Here is a 20,639-nt window from a genome sequence, read left to right on the forward strand (position 1 = left end):
AAGAGCAGCGAGACTTCTTCATGAACGCCGCCTCCTACGTCATCCCGCTTCCCCCTCAGGCTTCGCTCCCCGTCGTCGGCGAGACCGGCCGTTATCCGGTGCGCCGCATCTGGTGCGTCGGTCGCAATTATCTCGAACATATCCGCGAGATGGGCAATGACGAGCGCGCGCCGCCGTTCTTCTTCGCCAAGCACGCCGACATGCTGGTGCCTGACGGCGCGACCATTCCCTATCCGCCGCTGACCAAGGATCTGCATCATGAGGTCGAGCTGATCGTGGCTATGAAGAGCGGCGGGCTGAACATCCCCGCCGACAAGGCGCTCGACCACGTCTACGGCTATGCCGTCGGCATCGACCTGACCCGCCGCGACCTCCAGATCGCCTCGCGCAAGAAGGAGCGTCCCTGGGAGGTCGGCAAGTCGTTCGACGGCTCCGCGCCGTGCTCCGCGGTGCAGCCGGCTTCGAAGATCGGCCATCCCGCCAAGGGCAAGATCTGGCTCACGGTCAACGGCAAGGAAGCTCAGAAAGGCGATCTGACCGAGCTGATCTGGAACGTGCCCGAGATCATCTGGCAGCTCTCGCAACAGGTGAAGCTTGCCGCCGGAGACATCATCATGACGGGCACGCCGGCTGGGGTGTCGCAGCTCCAGCCCGGCGACAAGCTCGAATGCGGCGTCGACGGCGTCGGCACGCTGAAGGTCTCGATCGGGCAGCCGGAGTAAGGCTGATCTCGATATCACGGGAAAGGCAGAGCCCCGGACATCGCGTCCGGGGCTTTTGTGCTCTCAAGTTCGCCGCTCGTGCGCGCCCGCTGCGTTGATGTCCTTCCCGGTGTAATCGGTCATCATCGCAGTCGCGACCAGCGTCATGACTGCGCAAATCGCGATGTAGACGGCAATGGCGGTCGCCGACTGGAACTTGCCGAACAGCCAGGTGGCGATCAGCGGCGCGGGACCGCCGGCGATCACCGATGCGAGTTGATAGCCGAGCGAGGAGCCGCTGTAGCGCAGGCGTCCGGTAAAGCTCTCGGCGATCAAGGCGGCTTGCGGCCCGTACTGCATGTCGTGCGGAATCAGCGACAGAATGATTGCCAGGAAGATGATGCTCAGCGATCCGGTATTGAGCATCGCGAAATAGATGAAGCCGAAGATGCCCGTCGCGGCAGCGCCGAGCATATACATGTTCTTGCGGCCGATCTGATCGGAGATGTGCCCGCACAGCGGGATCGAGACGAACGACAGCACCGACGCCGACAGCACCGCGGTCAGCAGGAAGTCGCGTGAAACGTGCAGGGTACCGATGCCATAGGAGAACACGAAGGCGGTGAAGATGTAGAACGGCGCCTGCTCGGACATGCGGGCGAAGGCCGACAGAAGAATTTCCTTCGGGTATTCCCGGATGACGGTCAGCATCGGCGTGCGGTCGACCTGACGTTCAGCCACGAGCTTCGAGAATACAGGCGTTTCGAGAATGCCGAGCCGGATGTAGAGGCCGACACCGACCAGGATGATGCTGAGCGCAAACGGAATGCGCCAGCCCCACGCCAGGAACTGATCGCCCGCCATCTGGCTGAACGCCAGCACGGCGAGATTGGCCAGGAACAGGCCGCAGGGCACGCCGAATTGCGGCCATGATGCGACCAATCCCCGGGAATGGTCGTTGCGGGCCCACTCCATCGACATCAGCACCGAGCCACCCCACTCGCCGCCGACGCCGACGCCCTGAATGAATCGCAGCACGGTCAGGATCACCGCGCCCCAGATGCCGATGCTGGCATAGGTCGGCACCACGGCCACTGCGGCGGTCGCCAGTCCCATCAGGAGCAGCGTCGCGATCAGCGTCGATTTACGTCCGATGCGGTCGCCATAGTGCCCAAAGATTGCCGCGCCGATTGGGCGCGCGACGAAGCCGACCGCATAGATCGCAAACGCCTCTAGCGTGCCAACCCAGGGATCGGAGTGCGGAAAGAACAGCTTTGCGAAAACCAGACCCGTGACGGTGCTATAGAGAAAAAAATCGTACCACTCGATCGCAGTCCCGATCGTGGAGGCGATCACGGCGCGACGAAGCTGGAGCTGATGCTCGGATGCAGTGAGTCGGGTGGCGTCGAAGCCGAGTGTTGCCATGGGAATGTTCTCCCGGACAGGCCCCCGGTTGCGCGTTTCATCGGTTATTCGTTGCGGAACCAACGATATCGGGTTCCAAGGGTTCCAGCCGGGGCGGAATGAGCAGCTAACACTTTAGTCGGCCGATAAATCCGGCAATGGCTGCTGTACTACCGGGCCTTCACCGCCCGATTGGCGTAGCTCGCCTGCGGCACACCGCGGTTGAGCGACATGTGCGAGTGCACGCACAGCCAACCAACGGCATTCCTCCAAAAGATCATGGTCGCCCGGCCCGGGCGGGGAAATACGCTGCCGTCGGGATGATAGCCAGTGCTCGTCCAGGGCGCGATCACTGTCGCCATCGCGCCGTCAGGCGATGCCAGAACCGAGATCTGATCAAGCACGAAGCGGAAGTCGGTCGTCTTGGGCCAGACGTTGTCCCATTGCGTGGTGACCCATTGGTCCAGGCCCGGGATGACGTCATTATGCGTACCGAAGGCCAGCACATCCGGATGGAAGAGTGGCCGCGCCGAAGCATAGTCGACCTCGCGGACATAGCGAGCAAAGACATCCAACCACTCGCGGAAGAATTGGACAATCTCGGTGTTCGCAATTGGCAACGGGCCCATTGCCTGCTCCAGGTTTGGCGGCTAAATCGCGGCGACCTTGTTGCCATGGACCGACGCGTGCAGCAAGATTCGGTCGCACAGACTGCATCAAAACACGACACGGATGTCTCGGATGTCGTGCCGCGGTTTATCCGGTCCTTCCGGCCATTTTTGAAGGACGAGTAGAGGCCCCAATCGTTGTTCTTGGCGGCCGCCGATAAAACCTCCGTCGAACAGGCCAACGGCTTCGTCGCGGATGGTCTCCCAATTCTGGCTGAGCGGCTTGAGCTCGGGAAACTGCTCGACCGGGATCACCGGCCCGACCGTCGAGACCAAGTAGATTCGATTGCGCGTGTTCGGTCACGCCCGGGACAGTGCCTGGAGACCCTTGAAAGTCAGGCGCTTGGGGTCCGTAACGCCGGCGAGATAGAGTTGGCGAATAAAGGCGATGACGGCGTCGCGGTCGCAATCGGTCAGCGCGACGACGGCGTCGACCGCAATCTTCTGGGCTTCCATTGGGCTCACCTCGGCCTTGCGAGTAACCCGGCCAAAACAGGCTAGGACACATCCGTTAATCAGGCGTTAACCGTTCCGCGAGGATGCCCGATTCCGCCCGGTGGCCGTATACGCAAAAACAGCGCTGCATTCCTGAGCCGATGGTGCTCGGGCGCATCCACGAGGTTGTCCCGCACTCGGCTGAACAGCAACGCGCGACTTGGAGCCACGCCACGACAAGCTTTGCGTTGCTCCAGGCGGCCGCCGCCTGCGGCTTCTGCGGGATTTACGCGGCAGACCGGCGGCGACTATCTCGTCTTGTTCGCCCCGGTGGCGGCGCCGTGGTGCTGGCGCTCGCGATCGACATTGGCCTCGCCCTCATTGTCCCGCGCAGATCCCGAGCGCCATGACGCCAGGCGCGCGGTGCTATCTGGGCCCGGGATTCATCATGTTCTGAGCAACCGATTTCAGCAACTCGGCTTGCTTCAGGACCAACTCACATTGCTTTCGCGCATGCGTGCTCGACAGCTCGACCAACTCCGCCAGCGTTCTCGCCCGGCCCAATTCCCGCGCATACTCCAAGGTCGCACCCGCATTGATTTTCATCAGTTCGAGCACGACCAGACGACACTCAGCTGCCGTTCCAATCGCCTCGATGAGGTGACTTTCCGTGGCGCCGGTTGCGTTGGCATCCGATGTCGTGCCGTCAAGCCGCGGCTTTGCGAGGTCCTTTGCGAGGTTCTTGGCGAAATCCAGCGCAGCGTGAGCACCAGTTTTCATGCCGTCCAGAGCGCGGGCCTGGCACTCCTTGGCCAAGTCCACGATGAGATCAGTGCTGGTGCTGTCCGGAGGTTCCGATCTTGCAGCGATAACGCTGGCCGCTTCTTGTGCCGGAACAGGCATCGGAGGCGCGATCTGCGGCGCATCTTGAACGGTTGCGGTGACCGAGCCCGGCGCCATCGCCAAGCCCTCGTCGACGGCGCGGCTCACTTCGGCCGCCAGTTCCAGCAGTGAGCGACGCCCGGTGCGTGCAATGTCAGCAGGCTGTCTTGAGCGCGGCTTGCCCATGATCATTCGACTCCACGGTAAGACGCTCCGAGATCCACCCCCATAGCGCCACAATTTCCTCCGAGGCTTTTCCCTCCGGCGCGAACTCGGTCACGCCCAGCCCAGCCCCGAGCGCATCCTGGTGGTCGTTACGCTGCCCGATGAAAGGAAGCGCAAGCACGCCGAGCGAGTTGAGCGACGCGGCAGCTTCGCTCAGCCGAGACCCCCGTGTGGGCGTTTGATTGAGGACGAAGGCAAACCGGCGATCGAGCCTGCGAATAGCGATTAGCGTAGGTATTGCGGCTTCGATATCGGCCGGACTCGGACGCGCCGGGATGAGACAAAGATCGGCACAGGCGATGGCGCGCGTCGCCAAAACGTTGTTCGTGGCAGCGGTGTCGATGATTGCGAGCCAAATCCCGTCAGCCTGCAGACGAGATATCACCGGCTCGATTTCGGCGGCATCCGCAACGCGCTCGACGCGAGGATAGGGATTCTCGCGGCGTTCTCTCCATTTCGAGATCGTACCTTGCGCGTCCGCCTCGATGAGAGCGACGCGCTCAGAGCGCCGCATCGCTGCCATCGCCAGGCCAACGGACAGGGTGCTCTTACCGCTTCCGCCTTTTTGCGTGACCACAGCAAGGACGTGCATGTCGCGCGCTCTCCCTAAGACGGCAACGAACCGGAACTCATGCGTTGTCGGAAATAAATTGCATTGCGACGCAGCAACACTACCGGAGGTCGCGATTCGTCTCAAGAGATCGCGAGGCCTCGCCGGTAACATGCGGAGCGGGATCAGGAATACTGCATCACGCCGTCGTCGATTCGGCCGAAGCGCAAGGAAACGATGTCGAGGGCGTAGTTCTGGTACAGCCGCCACGGCTGCTTGGAGCCCTGCTTGGGCATCTTCGCGACCGAACGCTGCACATAGCCCGAGGTAAAATCGAGCGACGGCTGCGCGGTAATATCCGGGTCGGCATTGTGCGGCATGCACTGGCGGAAATTATGCCGGTCCATGTAGTTGATGAGCCGGCAGACATATTCGCAGGTGAGATCGCATTTCAGCGTCCAGGAGGCGTTCGTGTAGCCGAAGGCGGACGCGATGTTCGGCACGTCGGCATACATCATGCCCTTGTAGGTCAGTGTGTTGGCGAAATCGACGGCGCGGCCGTCGACGCTCACCTCGAGGCCGCCGACGACCTGAAGCACCAGGCCCGTCGCCGTCACGATGATGTCGGCGCGGAGTTCGCTGCCGTCCTTCAGACGGATGCCGTCGTGCGTAAAAGTGTCGATCTCGCAGGTGACGACGGTGGCGCGCTTTTCTCTGATCGCCTTGAAGAGGTCGCCGTCGGGCACGAGACAGAGCCGCTGGTCCCAGGGATTGTAGCGCGGCGTGAAATGCGTGGCGATGTCGTAATCCGGCCCGAGCGCAGCGCGCACCCCGCCGAGGATCAGGTTCTTCACCTTGTCCGGTCGCCGCCGGCTGAGCTGGAAGAAGAACATCCCCCACAAGACGTTGCGCCAGCGGATCACATGATAGGCAAGCCGCGTCGGCAGGTTGCGGCGCAATTTGTTGGCGATCGGATCCTGCGCGGGGCGCGACACGACGTAGGTGGGCGAACGCTGGAGCATGGTGACCTGTGCGGCTTTCTTGGCGAGCTCCGGCACCAGGGTCACCGCGGTCGCACCCGAGCCGATCACGACAACGCGCTTTCCGGCGTAGTCGATATCCTCCGTCCATTTCTGCGGATGCACGATGCGGCCGGCGAAATCCGCAACGCCCGCAAACTCCGGTGTGTAACCTGCCTCGTATTTATAGTAGCCCGCACACATGAACAGGAAATTGCAGGTGAAGCGCACAAGCTCCATCGCTCCCTCGCCTGCCGTGCGCTCGACCTCCACGGTCCATCGCGCCTCAGCCGTGGACCATGCCGCACGCTTGACGCGATGACGGAAGCGAACGTGCTTCTCGATGCCGTTCTCCACTGCCGTCTCGCGGACATAATTCAGGATCTGCGGTCCGTCGGCGATCGCCTTCGGATCGGTCCACGGCTTGAAGGAATAGCCGAGCGTGAACATGTCGCTGTCGGAGCGGATGCCGGGATAGCGAAACAGGTCCCACGTGCCGCCGATGCAGTCGCGCCCCTCCAGGATGACGTAGCTCTTGCCCGGGCACCTGGTCTGGAGATGATAGCCCGCGCCGATGCCTGATAGCCCGGCACCGACGATGAGCACGTCGAAATGTTCTAGCTGCATGGTTTCCTCCGCCGGACGTGGATTGTCAGACCATCGCTGACGCCCGTCAATCGGCAATCGGCCGCCGGCACCACCGGGGGCAGCGCCCGTCGTCTCCAGCCCACAAACAGAAAAGCCCCGGATCGCTCCGGGGCTTCTGATGTCTTGAGGCGATCGGCTCAGTAGCGATAGTGATCGCTCTTGTACGGCCCTTCCTGCTTGACGCCGATGTAGTCCGCCTGGTCCTTGCGCAGCTCGGTCAGCTTGACGCCGATCTTGGCGAGATGCAGGCGCGCGACCTTCTCGTCGAGCGTCTTCGGCAGCACATAGACTTCCTTCTTGTACTTGCCGTCCTTGTTGTTGGCGAACAGCTCGATCTGCGCCAGCGTCTGGTTGGTGAAGGAGGCCGACATCACGAAGGACGGATGGCCCATCGCATTGCCGAGGTTCACCAGACGCCCCTCCGACAGCAGGATGATGCGGTGCTTGTCGGGGAATTCGATCTCGTCGACCTGAGGCTTGATGTTGGTCCACTTCAGATTGCGCAGGGACGCGATCTGGATCTCGTTGTCGAAGTGACCGATGTTGCAGACGATGGCGCGATCCTTCATCGCGCGCATGTGCTCGATGGTGATGATGTCCTTGTTGCCGGTCGCGGTGACGAAGATGTCGGCGCGGGGCGCGGCATCTTCCATGGTCGTGACCTCATAGCCCTCCATCGAAGCCTGCAGCGCGCAGATCGGATCGACTTCTGACACCATGACGCGACAGCCGGCCTGGCGCAGCGAAGCCGCCGAGCCCTTGCCGACGTCGCCGAAGCCCGCGACCATCGCGACCTTGCCCGACATCATCACGTCGGTGCCGCGGCGGATGCCGTCGACCAGCGATTCACGGCAGCCATAGAGATTGTCGAACTTCGACTTGGTCACGCTGTCGTTGACGTTGATCGCCGGCCACAGCAGCGTGCCGGCTTTCTGCATGTCATAAAGCCGATGCACGCCCGTGGTGGTCTCTTCGGAAACGCCCTTGATGCTCTCGGCGATTCCCGCGAAGTAGCCCTTCGGCTTTTCCTTGAGCTGCTTCTTCAGCAGCGCGAAGAAGACTTCCTCTTCTTCCGAGCCCGGCTTGTCGAGGAACGCCGTGTCGCCCTTCTCGGCGCGCAGACCGAGATGGACGTACATGGTGGCGTCGCCGCCGTCGTCGAGGATCATGTTCGGGTGACCGCCGCCGTGCCAGTCGAACAGCTTGGCGGTGTAGTCCCAGTAATCCTTCAGCGTCTCACCCTTGACGGCGAACACCGGAATGCCGGCGGCCGCGATCGCGGCAGCAGCGTGGTCCTGTGTCGAATAGATGTTGCATGAGACCCAGCGGATGTCGGCGCCGAGCGCTGCCAGCGTCTCGATCAGCACGCCGGTCTGAATGGTCATGTGCAGGGAGCCTGCGATGCGCGCCCCCTTCAGCGGCTGCTTCGGGCCGTACTCCTCGCGGGTGGCCATCAGGCCGGGCATCTCGGTCTCGGCGAGCGAGAGTTCCTTGCGGCCGAAATCGGCGAGCGAAATGTCCTTGACGATGTAATCGGTAAAGCCGGGCTTCGCGTTCATTGCGAGTGTCCTGTTGTTGTATTGGTCATTCCGGGCGCCTCGACGAGGCGAACTATGGTGCGCAGTTGCGCACCTGAGATTCTCGATTTGATGGAGGGAATCCCGGGTTCGTTTGCCTGTCGCGAGCGAACCCGGGAGGACGCACAAAATCAGACAGCGCGCTTGAGCGCTTCGACGAGATCGGTCTTCTCCCAGGAGAAGCCGCCCTCGTTGTCGGGCGTGCGGCCGAAATGGCCATAAGCCGACGTGCGCGCGTAGATCGGGCGGTTGAGATCGAGATGGCTGCGGATGCCGCGCGGGGTGAGGTCCATCGCCTTCGCGGCGGCCTTCTCGAGCTGATCCTCGGACACTTTACCGGTGCCGTGGGTGTCGATGTAGATCGACAGGGGACGCGCCACGCCGATGGCATAAGCCAGCTGCAGCGTGCAGCGGTCGGCGAGACCAGCCGCGACGATGTTCTTGGCGACGTAACGCGCAGCATAGGCCGCCGAACGGTCGACCTTGGTCGGATCCTTGCCGGAGAACGCGCCGCCGCCGTGCGGAGCCGCGCCACCGTAAGTGTCGACGATGATCTTGCGGCCGGTCAGACCGGAGTCGCCGTCGGGGCCGCCGATGAAGAACTTGCCGGTCGGGTTGATGTGCCAGATGGTCTTCGGCGTGATCCAGTCCTTCGGCAGCGCCTCCCGCACATAGGGCTCGACGATGTCGCGGATCTGCTTGGACGACATGTCCTCGACCAGATGCTGGTGCGACACCACGATCTCGCGCACGCCCACGGGCTTGCCGTTCTCGTACTGCACGGTGACCTGGCTCTTGGAATCAGGACCGAGCACCTTCTCCTTGCCGGAGTGACGGGCTTCCGAGATGAGGCGGAGGATCTTGTGGGCGTAGAAGATCGGCGCCGGCATCAGATCGGGCGTCTCATTGGTGGCGTAACCGAACATGATGCCCTGGTCGCCAGCGCCCTCCTCCTTGACCTCGCCCGGCTGGAGCGCGTCGACGCCCTGGGCAATGTCGGCTGACTGCGGATGCAGCAGGATCTCGATGTCGGCCTTTTCCCAGTGGAAGCCGTCCTGCTCGTAGCCGATGTCCTTGATGGCGTCGCGCACGACGCTCTCGATCTGCTCATTGCTGACCGACTTCGGGCCACGGGTCTCGCCCGCGATCACGACCTTGTTGGTGGTCGCGAGCGTCTCGCAGGCGGCGCGGATCTGCCACGGGTCAATGCCGGCTTTCGGCCCTTCGCGGTAGAACAGGTCGACGATTTCGTCGGAAATCCGGTCGCAGACCTTGTCCGGATGGCCTTCGGACACGGACTCGCTGGTGAAGAGATAGGACGCGCGCATCAGTAACCCCTTGTCCCGCCGCTCTCGGCGGTTCGTTTGCGATGTTTACCGTTGGATTATGTCAATCACGCCGGCGCGAGATGACGTAGGATTCGTCGAGAAACCAGAGCCCGTTGTACTTTCGCAGCACATCCCTGGCGGCATCCAGAGTGCGGCCGTTTTGAGTCATATCTGTCAACCGGTCGTCCTCAATCTGAGCGACATACACCGCCGCATTCCACGCTGCAAAGGCTGTCGAGGTTCCGATAGTACCCGTTACCTCGTTGGGCAGCGCTTCCATATCATACCTGAAGATCGAACGGTTATCCGCGTAGGCATTAAAATTTAAGTCGCGGCCCAACGACCCAAGCTCATACTTAACGGCGCGCAATAGCTCATGGCGGCTGACCGAGAAAGGATTTTCTCCGGGCCAGATCGCCTGGATCATTTCCATTCCTGGATCGTGACCATGGGAGTGAATACCGATCAGGCGGCCACCCGGCCGCAAGGCCTTGGCCAGTGGTGCAATGATCCGCTTGGCCCGGAAATTGACTGATGAAAGAGCCCGGTATGGCTGCGATGCGATCACCAGGTCGAAATTGGCCTCGGTCTGGCCCGGCCGCGGAATCGTCGAATCGAGCAAAAACCTGTGGTCGTCGCGGTAGAGCACGAGCACGACCGGCCGCTCATAGAGCGGCATGGCCGTGCGCGGGCTGATGGCTGCGCGCCAGTTCTGCTCCAGGAATGGCCTGAGCTCGGCGATCTGCTGCTCGAATTCGCCTGACGACGCGCCGCGCAGCGGGACCTCGTGCCAGACGGTGGCAGCTGCTGCTGCCGGCGACGCCGGCGTCAGCCACGGCGCCTCCGAGTAGAACATGTTTGTGAAGACGAAAACCGATGCCGGATGCTCGAAAATGCGGTCCGGGACCTTCTCCAGCGTCAGGCGCAGATCCTCGAGACTGAGCTCCTTGCCGGCGACATAGAACGGCATGTGCGGGTAACGCTGATGCGTGGCGCGCAGCACCCGCGCCAGCACCGTGCCGTCTCCGACGCCCGCGTCGAAAATGCGCAGCGCCGGCGGGCGCGGGTGGATGGTGGATAGCTCGAGTGCCACCCGGTCTGCGATCACCCGCTTCTCGCTGCAGGTGTGGACGAACAGCAGGTATTTCTGCCGGTTCTCGAAGAAGCGGAAATTGCCGCGTGGATCGCGCTTTTCCGGGGGTACCTGCAGTCCCCGCGGCGGCGGCATGCCGCCCGTCATGGAGGCCGCCATATAGGCCTGGATCCGCTCCAGCGTATCGATCGTGATGCGCTTGCCCTCGCGCAGCCGGTGCACGAGCTTCCCATCGTTCACCGCACGCCGGCCAAACGTCGATTCCGCCATGTCCGCCTTGCGGCAGAACTCGGTGATTTGGCTGAGGATTTCGTCGTTTTTCATGGATGGGACAAGAGTGGGCAGAAAAGTTGGGACCCGCTTCCTAGCAGCTTCTGCCCACTCAGGGAATACCGTTGGCTGCTTCACCCCAGATCCTACGACGCGGGCGTGAACCCCAGTGGGTCACCGGGCAACAAACATGCACTTCTCCTCGGGAATCACCGCCCATGCGCCGCCAGCTCATCGCGCTCGCCTTGCTCGCCGCACCCCTTTGGTCCGCACCTGCATCAGCTCAGTCGCGCGGCCAGTTGGGCCCGCTCTGCACCACCGAGACCACGCCAGCCGACCAGATGGTCGACGCCTGCAGCAAAATCATCGCGCTGAAGGTTTTCAAGGGCGCGCAGCTCGCGACCGTCTATTTCTGGCGCGCCGTAGCCTGGAACAAGAAAGGCGACTACGCCAAGGTCATTGCCGACACCACGGAAGCGATCCGGCTTCAGCCGGGCCAGGCGGTCTACAATCTCAGGGGCTCGGCCTATTACGACAAGGGCGACTACGACATCGCGATCGCGGATTTCGACGATGCGCTGAAGATCGGGCCGCCAAGCGGCATCATCTTCCACAACCGCGGTAATGCCTGGCGCGGCAAAGGCGACTACGCCAAGGCGATCGCCGATTACGATATGTCGATCAAATCAGATCCGAGATCGGCGTTCTCGTTCCAGAACCGTGGCATCGCAAAGGAGGCGCTCGGCGACCTCGACGGAGCGCTCACCGACATCAACCAGGCGATCCGGCTCGATCCGACGCTGCCGCAGCCGCTGATCAACCGTACCGCGATCTGGCGCGCCAGAGGCGATCTCGATCGCGCCATTGCCGACGGCAGCGCTGCGATCCGGCTCGCCAAGGACAAGCCGCCGGTCAACGTCATGACGCCGCCGAACAGCGTGCTGATCTCCGCCTATACAAATCGCGCCCTGGCCTACGAAGCCAAGGGCGACTACGCGCACGCAAAAGACGACTACAACGCCACGCTTGCGATCGTGGCCTCCGATGCCGGCAGCAAGGCCAACCAGGCCACCGCAAGAGTGAGGCTGTCGCTGGTGACGGACGCCGCCGCGCCGATCCCGCAGGAGGCGCCCTCGCCGACGGCGGCTCCTCCTCCACAGCTGACGGAGGCAACGCCTCCACTCTCGCCTGCGTCCTCGCCTTCGCCTGCCGCTCGCGGCATCCGCATGGCACTTGTCATCGGCAACGGCGCCTACGCCCATGTGAAGGCGTTGCCCAATCCGCCCAACGACGCACGCGCCGTTGCGAAAAGCCTGCGCGACGTCGGCTTCACCGTCTCGGAGGGCATCGACCTCGACCGCGCAGCGATGCAGAAGAAGACGCGCGATTTCTTGCGTGAGGCGTCGCGGGCGCAAGTAGCCCTGGTCTATTATGCCGGCCACGGCGTGCAGGTCGATGCCCGCAACTATCTCATTCCCGTCGACGTCGAGCTGAAGCCCGGCACGAGCATGACGGATGCGATGATCGACATGGACACGATCCTGGCCGGCCTCGACGACCAGGTCCGCACCAACATCCTGATCTTCGATGCCTGCCGTAACAATCCAATGGCGCAGCAGACGGCAAGCGGCAACAGCCGCGGCCTCGAAGCCGCACCTGGCCTTGCCGCGCCGTCGAGCCTCGGCTCCGGCGCGACGTTAGGGGCCGGCACGCTGATCGCATTCGCAACGGCGCCAGGCCAGGTGGCGCTCGACGGCGAAGGCGCGAATTCACCGTTCTCCGCGGCGCTCTCCCGCCATCTCGGCACGCCCGGCCTCGAAGTCCAGCAGATGCTGACGCGGGTGCGGGCGGAGGTGGTGTCGACCACGAAGAGCAAGCAGGTGCCGTGGTCGAATTCGTCGCTGCTGGGAGAGGTCTATCTGGCGGAGAAGTGAGCGTGCACCTCGCGTCCAATTGCCGAGTCAGGGCAAGCAAGGAGGCACCAGCAATTCGGCGCGATACCGGTCGAGAGCCGCCTGAACGCTTTCTTAGCCATTGGTAGCGGGCAGGAACTTTCACAAAAGGCATCTGTTCTCACCGGGAACAAGAGTCTTTTGTCCATGCGCAACATCCGCTGGATTGCCATTATCCCGTTCCTCGCGCTGATTGTCGGCCCGTTCTTCGTCAACCGGGTGGATCCGCTGATCCTCGGCCTGCCGTTCCTGCTGGCCTGGATCGTGCTGTGGATCCTGATCACGTCAGTCATCATGGCCGTGATCTACGCCGCTGATCCGGCCAACCGGGGGGATGAGACGTGAACGGTGCGCTACCCTTCATCGCCGCCGCCGCGCTGTTGGCGCTCGCGCTGGGCTTTCTCGCCCGTCGCGGCAAGAACATGAACCTGGAAGAGTGGACCGTTGGCGGGCGCGGCTTCGGCGCGATTTTCGTGTTCCTGCTGCTCGCCGGAGAGATCTACACCACCTTCACCTTCCTCGGGGGCAGCGGCTACGCCTATGGCAAGGGTGCGCCAGCCTATTACATTCTCGCTTATGGCACGCTGGCCTACGTGCTGTCCTATTTCATGCTGCCGCCGATCTGGCGCTATGCCAAGGAGCACCGGCTCTACTCCCAGTCGGACTTCTTCGTGCGCAAATATGATAGCCCGACTCTGGGTGTCATCGTCGCAATCGTCGATATCGTGGCGCTGATCCCCTACCTTGTTCTTCAGTTCAAGGGGCTCGGTATCATCGTCGAGGTCGCCGGCTATGGGGCGATCTCCTCCACCGTCGCGATCTGGACCGGCGCAATAGTCGTGGCAGCCTATGTGATGGTCTCGGGCGTGCACGGATCGGCCTGGACTGCCGTCGCCAAAGATCTCTTGATCCTCGTCGTCGTCATCTTCCTCGGGATTTACCTGCCCCATCACTACTACGGCGGGCTCGCGTCGATGTTCTCGGCGATCGAGCAGGCGAAGCCTGGATTCGCCGTGCTGCCGCCGCACGGTGAAAGCCTGTGGTGGTTCTCCTCGACCGTGCTGCTCACGGCGCTTGGGTTCTACATGTGGCCGCACAGCTTCGGCTCGATCTATACGGCGAGGAGCGCCAGGGTCATTCGCAAGAACGCGATCGTGCTGCCGCTATATCAGCTCATCCTGTTGTTCGTGTTCTTCGTCGGCTTCGCAGCGATCCTTCAGGTTCCGGGGCTCACTGGCCCGAACATCGATTTGGCGCTGTTCAAGCTCTCGGTGAAGACATTCGACCCCTGGTTTGTCGGGGTGATCGGTGCGACCGGTGTGCTAACTGCGCTGGTACCTGGATCGATGATCCTGATGACTGCAGCGACCTTGATCGCCAACAATCTTTACCGCGCCCTCGACCCGTCGGCTGACGATCGAAGAGTGTCTCTGCTCGCAAAACTGCTGGTGCCGGTGGTGGCGCTGGTTGCTGTGTTCTTCACATTGAAGGGCGGAGAGACCATCGTGGCGTTGCTGCTGATGGGGTACAGCCTGGTCACCCAGCTGTTTCCATCGCTGGTGCTCAGCCTCGCGCAACGCAACGCCGCGACGCGAGAAGGCGCGATGGCGGGCATTATCGCCGGCGTTGCCACGGTCGCCGTCGTCAGCTTGACTGGCGTGAACTTCCACAAGCTGCCGTGGCTGCCGCCGGAGATCCAGGACCTCAACATCGGCATTGTCGCGCTGATCGTGAATTTCATCGTGCTGATCGTGGTGAGCGCCATGACCCGACATGCCGCCGAGCCCGCGCGCGCTGCCGCGGAATAACACGACGCCGCAGCCTACCGACTAATGGTGGAGAATGACAGCCGTTAGCGGTCGCGCCAAATTGTGCTGCCGCACGGCAATAGAGAGCAAAGCGGGCGTCGTTCACGTCACGCCGCATGCCCCGGCTTTCGCGGGGCATGACGGCAGCACGAGGCAGCTTAATTGCCCCAAACTTCCTTCGCTATCTCGACCGCGAGGCTTAGCTTGGCCCACTGCTCTTCCTCGGAGAGGATATTGCCCTCTTCCGTGGAGGCAAAGCCGCACTGTGGCGACAGCGCGAGCTGCTCCAGCGGCGCGAACTTGGAAGCCTCTTCGAGACGACGCTTGATGTCGTCCTTCTTCTCGAGCTCGCCGAACTTCGAGGTGATGACGCCGACCACGACGACCTTGTTGCCCCTGGGCAGGAAGCGCAGCGGCTCGAAGCCGCCGGCGCGGTCGCTGTCGTATTCGAGGAAGTAGCCGTCGTAATTGGTGCCCGCGAGCATGGTCTCTGCCACCGGCTCATAGCCGCCCGAGGAAATCCAGGTCGAACGGAAATTGCCGCGGCAGACATGCGTGGTCACCACCATGTCGGCAGGTTTCTCGGCCAGCGCGTAGTTGATGATACGGGCGTAGATCTGCTGGAGACCGTCCGGATTGTCGCCGCGCTCGCGGGCCTTCTGCAACTCGTCGGGCGAGCAGAGATATGCCCATACGGTGTCGTCGAACTGCAGATAGCGGCACCCGGCGTCGTAGAACGCCTTGACCGCCTTGCGGTAGGTCTTGCCGAGGTCTTCATAAAAGGCGTCGAGATCCGGATAGACATCCTTGGAGATCGACTTGCGGCCGCCACGGAAGTGCAGCACCGCCGGCGACGGGATCGTCATCTTGGCGGTGACGTGGGCCTGGTCGGCGACCTTCTTCAAGAAGCGGAAGTGGTCGAGCATCGGGTGATCGTCGGGGAAATCGAGCTTGTCGATCACCCGCACCGCGTCGTGACGGGTCTGCACGCCCGCGAACTGGATGCCCGTGTCGGGGTGGAATAGCTCGCAGCCGGTGAGCTTGGCCAGGAAGTCGAAATGCCACCAGGAGCGGCGGAATTCGCCGTCGGTCGCGAGCTTCAGGCCCACCGAGGCCTGCTTGTGCACGACCTTCTCGATCTCCATGTCCTCGATCTTGCGCAGATCCTCGGCCGAGATCTCGCCCTTCTCAAGCCGACTGCGGGCTTCCTTGATCTTGGCGGGACGCAGGAGGCTGCCGACTTCGTCGGCGCGGAAGGGGGCTTTGGTTCGCAGCATTTCTTAACTCCCAAGATGCTTCTTAATGGGCCGCCGCTCCTGCAACGCCGAGATGGCGCTCCAGGACCGACGGGTCGGTTTTCAGCGCGGCGCTCGGGCCGTCGTGGACGATCGTTCCGCGCTCCAATATCACAACACGGTCGGCGAGCCCCAGAATCTTTTGCGCGTTCTGCTCGACGATGATCGAGCAAATGCCGCCCGCGCGGGTGATGGCCCCGATTGCCTTCAGAAGCTCCTCGACGATGATGGGGGCGAGGCCCTCGGTCGGCTCGTCCAGCAGCAGGACCTTCGGATTGAGGGTGAGCGCGCGGCCGATCGCCAGCATCTGCTGCTCGCCGCCGGAGAGCTGGTTGCCGAAATTGCTGCGGCGTTCCTTCAGCCGAGGGAACATCTCATAGACCTTTTCGACGGTCCAGGGACCGGGCTGCGCCACCGCGGTCATGTTCTCTTCCACCGTCAGCGACCGGAAAATGTTGCGCTCCTGCGGCACCCAGCCGATTCCGGCACGCGCCCGCTGGTCGGGCCGCAAGCTCGTGACGTCAGTGCCGGCGAGCGTGACCGAGCCGGAGAAACGGCGGGTGACGCCGACGACGGAGTTGATCAGCGTGGTCTTGCCGGTGCCGTTGCGTCCCAGCAGCGCCAGTACCTGTCCTTCGGCAAGGCGCAAGGACATGTTGGGCAGCACCACGGCCTCTCCGTAGCCGGCACGCAGGGACTCGATCGCGAGCAAGTCAGACATTGACTGCCTCCTCGCCGAGATAGACCGCCTTCACTTGCGGATCACGCGCGACCTGGTCGGGCGGCCCCTCCGTCAGCAGGGCGCCGGAGACCAGTACCGAAATGCGGTCGGCAAACGAGAACACGAGATCCATGTCGTGCTCGATCAGCAACACGGTGACGTCGCGCGGCAGGCTGCCCACCACCGCGAGAATGTCGTGCCGCTCGCTCTCGGGTACGCCGGCGGCGGGCTCGTCCAGCAGCAGCACGCGCGGCTTGGCGGCAATGGCGACCGCGATCTCGAGCAGGCGCTGCTTGCCGTAGGGCAACGTCACGGTCTGCTCGTTCATGACGTCGAGCAGGTGGAAGCGCGCCAGGAGGTCGGCGATCTCGCCGTTGACGTCGCTGCGCGTCCCCATCCGCCGCCACCAGTCGCCGCCGTGGCCGAGGCGTTCGGAAACGGCGAGGCCGATGGTCTCGAGCGGGGTCAAATCAGCATAGAGCTGATTGATCTGGAAGGTGCGGGACAGACCGCGCAGCACGCGCCTGTGCACAGGCAGATCGGTGATGTCCTCGCCTTCGAGCAGGATGCGGCCGGAATTCGGCTTGAGCACGCCGGTGAGCTGGTTGATGACGGTGGTCTTGCCGGCGCCGTTCGGTCCGATCAGTGCATGGCGGGCGCCCTGCTCGATCCTGAGCGACAAGTCCCGGGTGACGCGCAGGCCGCCAAAGGTCTTTTCAAGATTTCGGGTTTCGAGCGCAATCGTCATGCGTCGCTCTCCGGCACGGTCACGATCGCCTTGCGGCCCCCAATCTGCTTGATCAGGAGGTTAGGAAGGTACAACGCGCCATAATGCAGGCGCTGGCGACCGACCAGCACGATCACGACCAGCACGACGCCGATCCAGAATTGCCAATATTGCGGAGTGATGGTGGAGAACACTTCCTGAAGGATGCGGAAGATCACCGCGCCGATCAGCCCGCCGTAGAGATAGCCGGTGCCGCCGATGACGAGCACCAGCATCAGATCGGCAGAGCGCTCGAAGGCGAACACGTCGAGCGAGGCGATGGCCGTGGTCTGGGTGAAGAGCGCGCCCGCGATGCCGGCATAGAACGCGGCCAGCGTATAGATCGCGATCAGGCGGCGGTTGACGGGGATGCCGATGGCGGCGGCACGCAGTGGATTGTTCTTGATCGCGCGCAGCGACAGGCCGAACGGCGAGTGCACAATGCGGCGGGCGAGCAGGAACAGCACGAACAGCACAGCCAGCGAATAGAAGAAGCCGGCCTTGCCGAACATGTCGAACGGGATCTGGCCGAGGATCGGCTGCATGTCGATGCCCTGCAGACCATCGGTGCCGCCGGTGATGTTCGAGAACCGTTCAGCGAGCGCCTCCAGCAGCAGCGCGATGCCGAGCGTCACCATCAGGCGGGTCAGGTCGACGCCGCGGATCACCAGGAAGCTGGCCGCGAACCCGAGCACCGTTGCGGCGAGGCCCGCCGCGATCAGCGCCAGCACAGGCTCATTGATGATGCCGTGCAACGCCAGCAATCCCGCCGCATAGGCGCCGACGCCGAAGAAGGCGGCGTGGCCGAGCGAAACGATGCCGGCATAGCCGAGGATGAGATCGAGCGACATCGCAAACAGCGCCAGCCGCAGGATGTCGGTCATGATCAGATAGCGCGAGGGAAACAGAAAGCCGCAGGCGAGCACGACAAGCCAGAAGGCCGCCTCGCCATAGTGCCAGCGCGCCTGCCGCTGGGCGTGGAAAGCGACGTCGGACGAAGCGCTCATCGGCGGACTCAACGCGCGGCCGCGCGGCCGAACAGGCCGTTCGGGCGCCAGATCAGGATCACGATCATCATGGTGTAGATCACGAAGGGCCCCATCTTGGGAACGTAATATTTGCCGGCGACGTCGCCGATGCCGAGCAGGAGCGAGGCCAAAAATGGTCCAGTGATCGAGGAAGAGCCGCCGACCGTGACCACGATCAGGAAGTAGATCATGAACTTCAGCGGGAAATACGGATCGAGGCCGAGGATTTCGGCGCTGAGCGCGCCGCCGAGGCCTGCAAGGCCGCAGCCGAAAGCAAAGGTGAAGGCGAACACCTGCGGCACGTTGATGCCGAGGCCGCTCGCGGCACGGGGATCATCGACCGCGGCGCGAAGGCGGCTGCCGAAGCGGGTCTTGGCCAGCACCATCTGGAGGCCGACGGTGAGCAGGCCGCAGATCACGATGATCATCAGCCTGTAGCGGCCGATGCCGACGCCGAACACGTCGAACTGCCCCTGCAGCGCGGCCGGCAGGTTGATGAACACGCGCGATGAACCCTGGATGTAGTCCACGGCCGCGACCGACATGAACGTCAAGCCGATGGTGAACAGCACCTGGTCGAGATGGCTGCGCGCATAGAGGTGCCGGTAGAGCGTGCGCTCGAGCACGATGCCGATCGCCGCGGCCGAGACGAAGGCAAGCGGCAAGGCCGCGAAGAAGGGCCAGCCGTGCTGATTCACCAGCAGCATGCAGACATACCCCCCGGCCATGGCGAAGGCGCCGTGGGCGAGATTGACGAAGTTCATCAGGCCGAGCGTGACCGCAAGCCCGCAAGCGAGCACGAACAGCAGCATGCCGTAGGCAACGCCATCGAACAGGTTGGTGAGGATCGAGGTCATCGGTCGTCGAATATCATCTCAAGTGTGGCCTGTTGCCGTCCTGCACCCCCTCCCCGCTGGCCGCGCAGAGGGCGCTTCAACAACGAAGACTCCCCAGAGGAGGAAGCCCTTACCCGGCGCTTCGCGCCGACCTCTCCCGCAAGCGGGAGAGGTTGGAAGAGCGCGTCACTTCTTGGTCTTGCCGAGATCCTTGACGGCTTCGAAGGTCTGGAACTCGACATTGTAGAGTTCGCCGTCGACCTTCTCGACCTTGCGGATGTAGACGTTCTGGATGATGTCGCGCGTCTCCGGATCGATCGAGATCGGACCGCGCGGGCTCTCCCACTTCTGACCCTTCATGGCTTCGACAAGCTTGGTGCCATCCGTGTCGCCATTGGTCTTTTTCAGCGCCGCGTAGATCAGGTGAATGCCGTCATAGCCGCTCACCGCCATGAAGCCCGGACGGCTGCCGAACGCCTTCTTGTAGGCGGCGACGAAGTCCTTGTTCAGCTGCGAGGGATGCGCGGCCGAGTAGATATGCGCGGTCACGGTGCCGAGCACGGCATCGCCCATGTTGTTGAGCAGGTCGTCGTCGGTGACGTCGCCGGGGCCAATCACCTTGATGCCGGCCTTGTCGAGGCCACGCTCGGCATATTGCTTCATGAAGTTGCCGCCCTGGCCCGCCGGCACGAACACGAAGATCGCGTCAGGCTTGGCATCCTTCATGCGCTGCAGGAACGGCGCGAAGTCGGGGTTGGCAAGCGGCGTCTTGACCTCTTCGACCACTTCGCCGCCACCGGCGGTGAAATGCTCCTTGAAGAAGTTGAGCGCGTCGTTGCCCGGCGCGTAGTCCGAGGTCAGCGTCGCCACCTTCTTGATGCCGTTCTTCACCGCCCAGTCGCCGATGATGGTCGAGGACTGCGCCAGCGTGAAGCTCGTGCGAACGATATAGGGGGAGCGCTCGGTGATGATGGAGGTACCGGCCGCCATTACGACTTCCGGAATCTTGGCCTGCGTCGCGAGGGGCGCGGCGGCGAGCGCCGCCGGCGTCACGCCGAAACCGCCGATGAAATTGACCTTGTCGTTGACGATCAGTTCCTGCGCCGCGGTCTTGGTCTTGTCCGGGATCGCCGCGTCGTCCTTGACGATGATCTCGATCTTCTTGCCGGCGACGGTGTCGCCGTTCTGCTGCATGTAGAGCTTGATCGCGTTCTCGATCTGCTTGCCGGTCGAGGCCTGACCCCCGGTCATCGGCAGGATCATGCCGACCTTGACAGTGTCTTCCGCCTTGGCCGGCGCGACGGCCGCCAGGCTCGCGATGGCGGCCGCTGCTGCGGTCCGTGAGAAAATCCTGCGTTCGAACATCAGATGTCCCTCCCCTTTTTCTTTCGCCTTGAACCGAGTGCCCGGCTCTTGCCTCACCCTAGCTAACA

Annotated in this window: 19 protein-coding genes and 1 pseudogene; 4 read left to right on the forward strand and 16 right to left on the reverse strand. The window is 63.0% G+C overall.

All coding sequences use genetic code 11. The annotated features are described in order from the left end of the window. Positions 1 to 20: 20 nt before the first annotated feature. Positions 21 to 722 carry a fumarylacetoacetate hydrolase family protein gene (locus ACVIIW_RS33485; protein ID WP_456704605.1) on the forward strand — a complete coding sequence of 234 codons (702 nt, stop codon included), beginning with the start codon at positions 21 to 23 and terminating at the stop codon, positions 720 to 722. A 63-nt stretch (positions 723 to 785) separates the two neighbouring features. On the opposite strand, the gene ACVIIW_RS33490 is transcribed toward ACVIIW_RS33485, so the two are convergent. The 10 genes and pseudogenes from ACVIIW_RS33490 to ACVIIW_RS33535 form a co-directional block, all read right to left on the reverse strand. Further along, on the reverse strand, positions 786 to 2,126 hold the full coding sequence (locus tag ACVIIW_RS33490) for an MFS transporter (protein ID WP_456704606.1): 1,341 nt from the start codon (positions 2,124 to 2,126) through the stop codon (positions 786 to 788). Between the two features lie 149 nt (positions 2,127 to 2,275). Then, positions 2,276 to 2,734, reverse strand: a complete 459-nt coding sequence (locus ACVIIW_RS33495) for a YybH family protein (RefSeq protein WP_456704607.1) — start codon at positions 2,732 to 2,734, stop codon at positions 2,276 to 2,278. A gap of 137 nt (positions 2,735 to 2,871) precedes the next feature. Continuing rightward, positions 2,872 to 3,031, reverse strand: a pseudogene (locus ACVIIW_RS33500) (lipid A hydroxylase LpxO); the annotation flags it as partial. Between the two features lie 42 nt (positions 3,032 to 3,073). Then, the gene (locus tag ACVIIW_RS33505; RefSeq protein WP_177243599.1) at positions 3,074 to 3,229 is read right to left on the reverse strand and encodes a hypothetical protein; all 156 of its coding nucleotides are present in this window, start codon (positions 3,227 to 3,229) and stop codon (positions 3,074 to 3,076) included. A 405-nt stretch (positions 3,230 to 3,634) separates the two neighbouring features. Next, positions 3,635 to 4,282, reverse strand: a complete 648-nt coding sequence (locus ACVIIW_RS33510; RefSeq protein ID WP_456704608.1) for a phasin family protein — start codon at positions 4,280 to 4,282, stop codon at positions 3,635 to 3,637. Continuing rightward, a complete protein-coding gene (locus ACVIIW_RS33515) occupies positions 4,245 to 4,907 on the reverse strand; it encodes a nucleotide-binding protein (protein ID WP_456704609.1) in 663 nt (220 codons plus the stop codon). Before ACVIIW_RS33515 ends, ACVIIW_RS33510 begins: the two co-directional genes overlap by 38 nt. 143 nt (positions 4,908 to 5,050) lie before the next feature. Then, entirely contained in the window at positions 5,051 to 6,511 is a 1,461-nt protein-coding gene (locus ACVIIW_RS33520; RefSeq protein WP_456704610.1) for a flavin-containing monooxygenase, read from the reverse strand. 158 nt (positions 6,512 to 6,669) lie between these two features. Continuing rightward, the gene (gene ahcY / locus ACVIIW_RS33525) at positions 6,670 to 8,091 is read right to left on the reverse strand and encodes an adenosylhomocysteinase (RefSeq protein ID WP_456704611.1); all 1,422 of its coding nucleotides are present in this window, start codon (positions 8,089 to 8,091) and stop codon (positions 6,670 to 6,672) included. 149 nt (positions 8,092 to 8,240) lie between these two features. Further along, positions 8,241 to 9,437: a methionine adenosyltransferase gene (metK, locus tag ACVIIW_RS33530; protein ID WP_456704612.1), complete on the reverse strand. Its 1,197-nt coding sequence runs from the start codon at positions 9,435 to 9,437 to the stop codon at positions 8,241 to 8,243. Positions 9,438 to 9,498: 61 nt separating this feature from the next. Then, entirely contained in the window at positions 9,499 to 10,854 is a 1,356-nt protein-coding gene (locus ACVIIW_RS33535; RefSeq protein ID WP_456704613.1) for a hypothetical protein, read from the reverse strand. A gap of 164 nt (positions 10,855 to 11,018) precedes the next feature. Between ACVIIW_RS33535 and ACVIIW_RS33540 the strand changes: the two genes are divergently transcribed. The 3 genes from ACVIIW_RS33540 to ACVIIW_RS33550 all read left to right on the forward strand — a co-directional run bounded on the left by ACVIIW_RS33540 (position 11,019) and on the right by ACVIIW_RS33550 (position 14,560). Continuing rightward, positions 11,019 to 12,734: a caspase family protein gene (locus tag ACVIIW_RS33540; RefSeq protein WP_456704614.1), complete on the forward strand. Its 1,716-nt coding sequence runs from the start codon at positions 11,019 to 11,021 to the stop codon at positions 12,732 to 12,734. Positions 12,735 to 12,899: 165 nt separating this feature from the next. Continuing rightward, a complete protein-coding gene (locus ACVIIW_RS33545; protein ID WP_456704615.1) occupies positions 12,900 to 13,097 on the forward strand; it encodes a DUF3311 domain-containing protein in 198 nt (65 codons plus the stop codon). After that, the gene (locus ACVIIW_RS33550; protein WP_456704616.1) at positions 13,094 to 14,560 is read left to right on the forward strand and encodes a sodium:solute symporter family protein; all 1,467 of its coding nucleotides are present in this window, start codon (positions 13,094 to 13,096) and stop codon (positions 14,558 to 14,560) included. The genes ACVIIW_RS33545 and ACVIIW_RS33550 overlap by 4 nt, the downstream gene beginning before the upstream one ends. A 158-nt stretch (positions 14,561 to 14,718) precedes the next feature. Here the strand turns inward: ACVIIW_RS33550 and ACVIIW_RS33555 are convergent, their stop codons facing one another. From ACVIIW_RS33555 to ACVIIW_RS33580, 6 genes are all read right to left on the reverse strand, one after another. Beyond that, positions 14,719 to 15,837 carry a cobalamin-independent methionine synthase II family protein gene (locus ACVIIW_RS33555; RefSeq protein ID WP_456704617.1) on the reverse strand — a complete coding sequence of 373 codons (1,119 nt, stop codon included), beginning with the start codon at positions 15,835 to 15,837 and terminating at the stop codon, positions 14,719 to 14,721. A 22-nt stretch (positions 15,838 to 15,859) separates the two neighbouring features. After that, positions 15,860 to 16,576, reverse strand: coding sequence for an ABC transporter ATP-binding protein (locus ACVIIW_RS33560; RefSeq protein ID WP_456704618.1), 717 nt, complete (start codon positions 16,574 to 16,576; stop codon positions 15,860 to 15,862). Continuing rightward, a complete protein-coding gene (locus tag ACVIIW_RS33565) occupies positions 16,569 to 17,324 on the reverse strand; it encodes an ABC transporter ATP-binding protein (RefSeq protein WP_456704619.1) in 756 nt (251 codons plus the stop codon). The genes ACVIIW_RS33560 and ACVIIW_RS33565 overlap by 8 nt, the downstream gene beginning before the upstream one ends. After that, positions 17,321 to 18,349: a branched-chain amino acid ABC transporter permease gene (locus ACVIIW_RS33570; RefSeq protein ID WP_456704620.1), complete on the reverse strand. Its 1,029-nt coding sequence runs from the start codon at positions 18,347 to 18,349 to the stop codon at positions 17,321 to 17,323. The genes ACVIIW_RS33565 and ACVIIW_RS33570 overlap by 4 nt, the downstream gene beginning before the upstream one ends. An 8-nt stretch (positions 18,350 to 18,357) precedes the next feature. Further along, a complete protein-coding gene (locus ACVIIW_RS33575) occupies positions 18,358 to 19,227 on the reverse strand; it encodes a branched-chain amino acid ABC transporter permease (protein ID WP_456704621.1) in 870 nt (289 codons plus the stop codon). 165 nt (positions 19,228 to 19,392) lie between these two features. Beyond that, positions 19,393 to 20,571: an ABC transporter substrate-binding protein gene (locus ACVIIW_RS33580; protein ID WP_456704622.1), complete on the reverse strand. Its 1,179-nt coding sequence runs from the start codon at positions 20,569 to 20,571 to the stop codon at positions 19,393 to 19,395. Positions 20,572 to 20,639 lie beyond the last annotated feature (68 nt).

It is taken from the genome of Bradyrhizobium sp. USDA 4449, assembly GCF_054056275.1.

What these genes read in the sequence shown, in the direction of transcription:
- ACVIIW_RS33485 (WP_456704605.1), top strand. Translation starts at nt 21, where the DNA reads ATGAACGCCGCCTCCTACGTCATCCCGCTTCCCCCTCAGGCTTCGCTC.
- ACVIIW_RS33490 (WP_456704606.1), bottom strand. Translation starts at nt 2,126, where the DNA reads ATGGCAACACTCGGCTTCGACGCCACCCGACTCACTGCATCCGAGCAT.
- ACVIIW_RS33495 (WP_456704607.1), bottom strand. Translation starts at nt 2,734, where the DNA reads ATGGGCCCGTTGCCAATTGCGAACACCGAGATTGTCCAATTCTTCCGC.
- ACVIIW_RS33505 (WP_177243599.1), bottom strand. Translation starts at nt 3,229, where the DNA reads ATGGAAGCCCAGAAGATTGCGGTCGACGCCGTCGTCGCGCTGACCGAT.
- ACVIIW_RS33510 (WP_456704608.1), bottom strand. Translation starts at nt 4,282, where the DNA reads ATGATCATGGGCAAGCCGCGCTCAAGACAGCCTGCTGACATTGCACGC.
- ACVIIW_RS33515 (WP_456704609.1), bottom strand. Translation starts at nt 4,907, where the DNA reads ATGCACGTCCTTGCTGTGGTCACGCAAAAAGGCGGAAGCGGTAAGAGC.
- ACVIIW_RS33520 (WP_456704610.1), bottom strand. Translation starts at nt 6,511, where the DNA reads ATGCAGCTAGAACATTTCGACGTGCTCATCGTCGGTGCCGGGCTATCA.
- ahcY (WP_456704611.1), bottom strand. Translation starts at nt 8,091, where the DNA reads ATGAACGCGAAGCCCGGCTTTACCGATTACATCGTCAAGGACATTTCG.
- metK (WP_456704612.1), bottom strand. Translation starts at nt 9,437, where the DNA reads ATGCGCGCGTCCTATCTCTTCACCAGCGAGTCCGTGTCCGAAGGCCAT.
- ACVIIW_RS33535 (WP_456704613.1), bottom strand. Translation starts at nt 10,854, where the DNA reads ATGAAAAACGACGAAATCCTCAGCCAAATCACCGAGTTCTGCCGCAAG.
- ACVIIW_RS33540 (WP_456704614.1), top strand. Translation starts at nt 11,019, where the DNA reads ATGCGCCGCCAGCTCATCGCGCTCGCCTTGCTCGCCGCACCCCTTTGG.
- ACVIIW_RS33545 (WP_456704615.1), top strand. Translation starts at nt 12,900, where the DNA reads ATGCGCAACATCCGCTGGATTGCCATTATCCCGTTCCTCGCGCTGATT.
- ACVIIW_RS33555 (WP_456704617.1), bottom strand. Translation starts at nt 15,837, where the DNA reads ATGCTGCGAACCAAAGCCCCCTTCCGCGCCGACGAAGTCGGCAGCCTC.
- ACVIIW_RS33560 (WP_456704618.1), bottom strand. Translation starts at nt 16,576, where the DNA reads ATGTCTGACTTGCTCGCGATCGAGTCCCTGCGTGCCGGCTACGGAGAG.
- ACVIIW_RS33565 (WP_456704619.1), bottom strand. Translation starts at nt 17,324, where the DNA reads ATGACGATTGCGCTCGAAACCCGAAATCTTGAAAAGACCTTTGGCGGC.
- ACVIIW_RS33570 (WP_456704620.1), bottom strand. Translation starts at nt 18,349, where the DNA reads ATGAGCGCTTCGTCCGACGTCGCTTTCCACGCCCAGCGGCAGGCGCGC.
- ACVIIW_RS33575 (WP_456704621.1), bottom strand. Translation starts at nt 19,227, where the DNA reads ATGACCTCGATCCTCACCAACCTGTTCGATGGCGTTGCCTACGGCATG.
- ACVIIW_RS33580 (WP_456704622.1), bottom strand. Translation starts at nt 20,571, where the DNA reads ATGTTCGAACGCAGGATTTTCTCACGGACCGCAGCAGCGGCCGCCATC.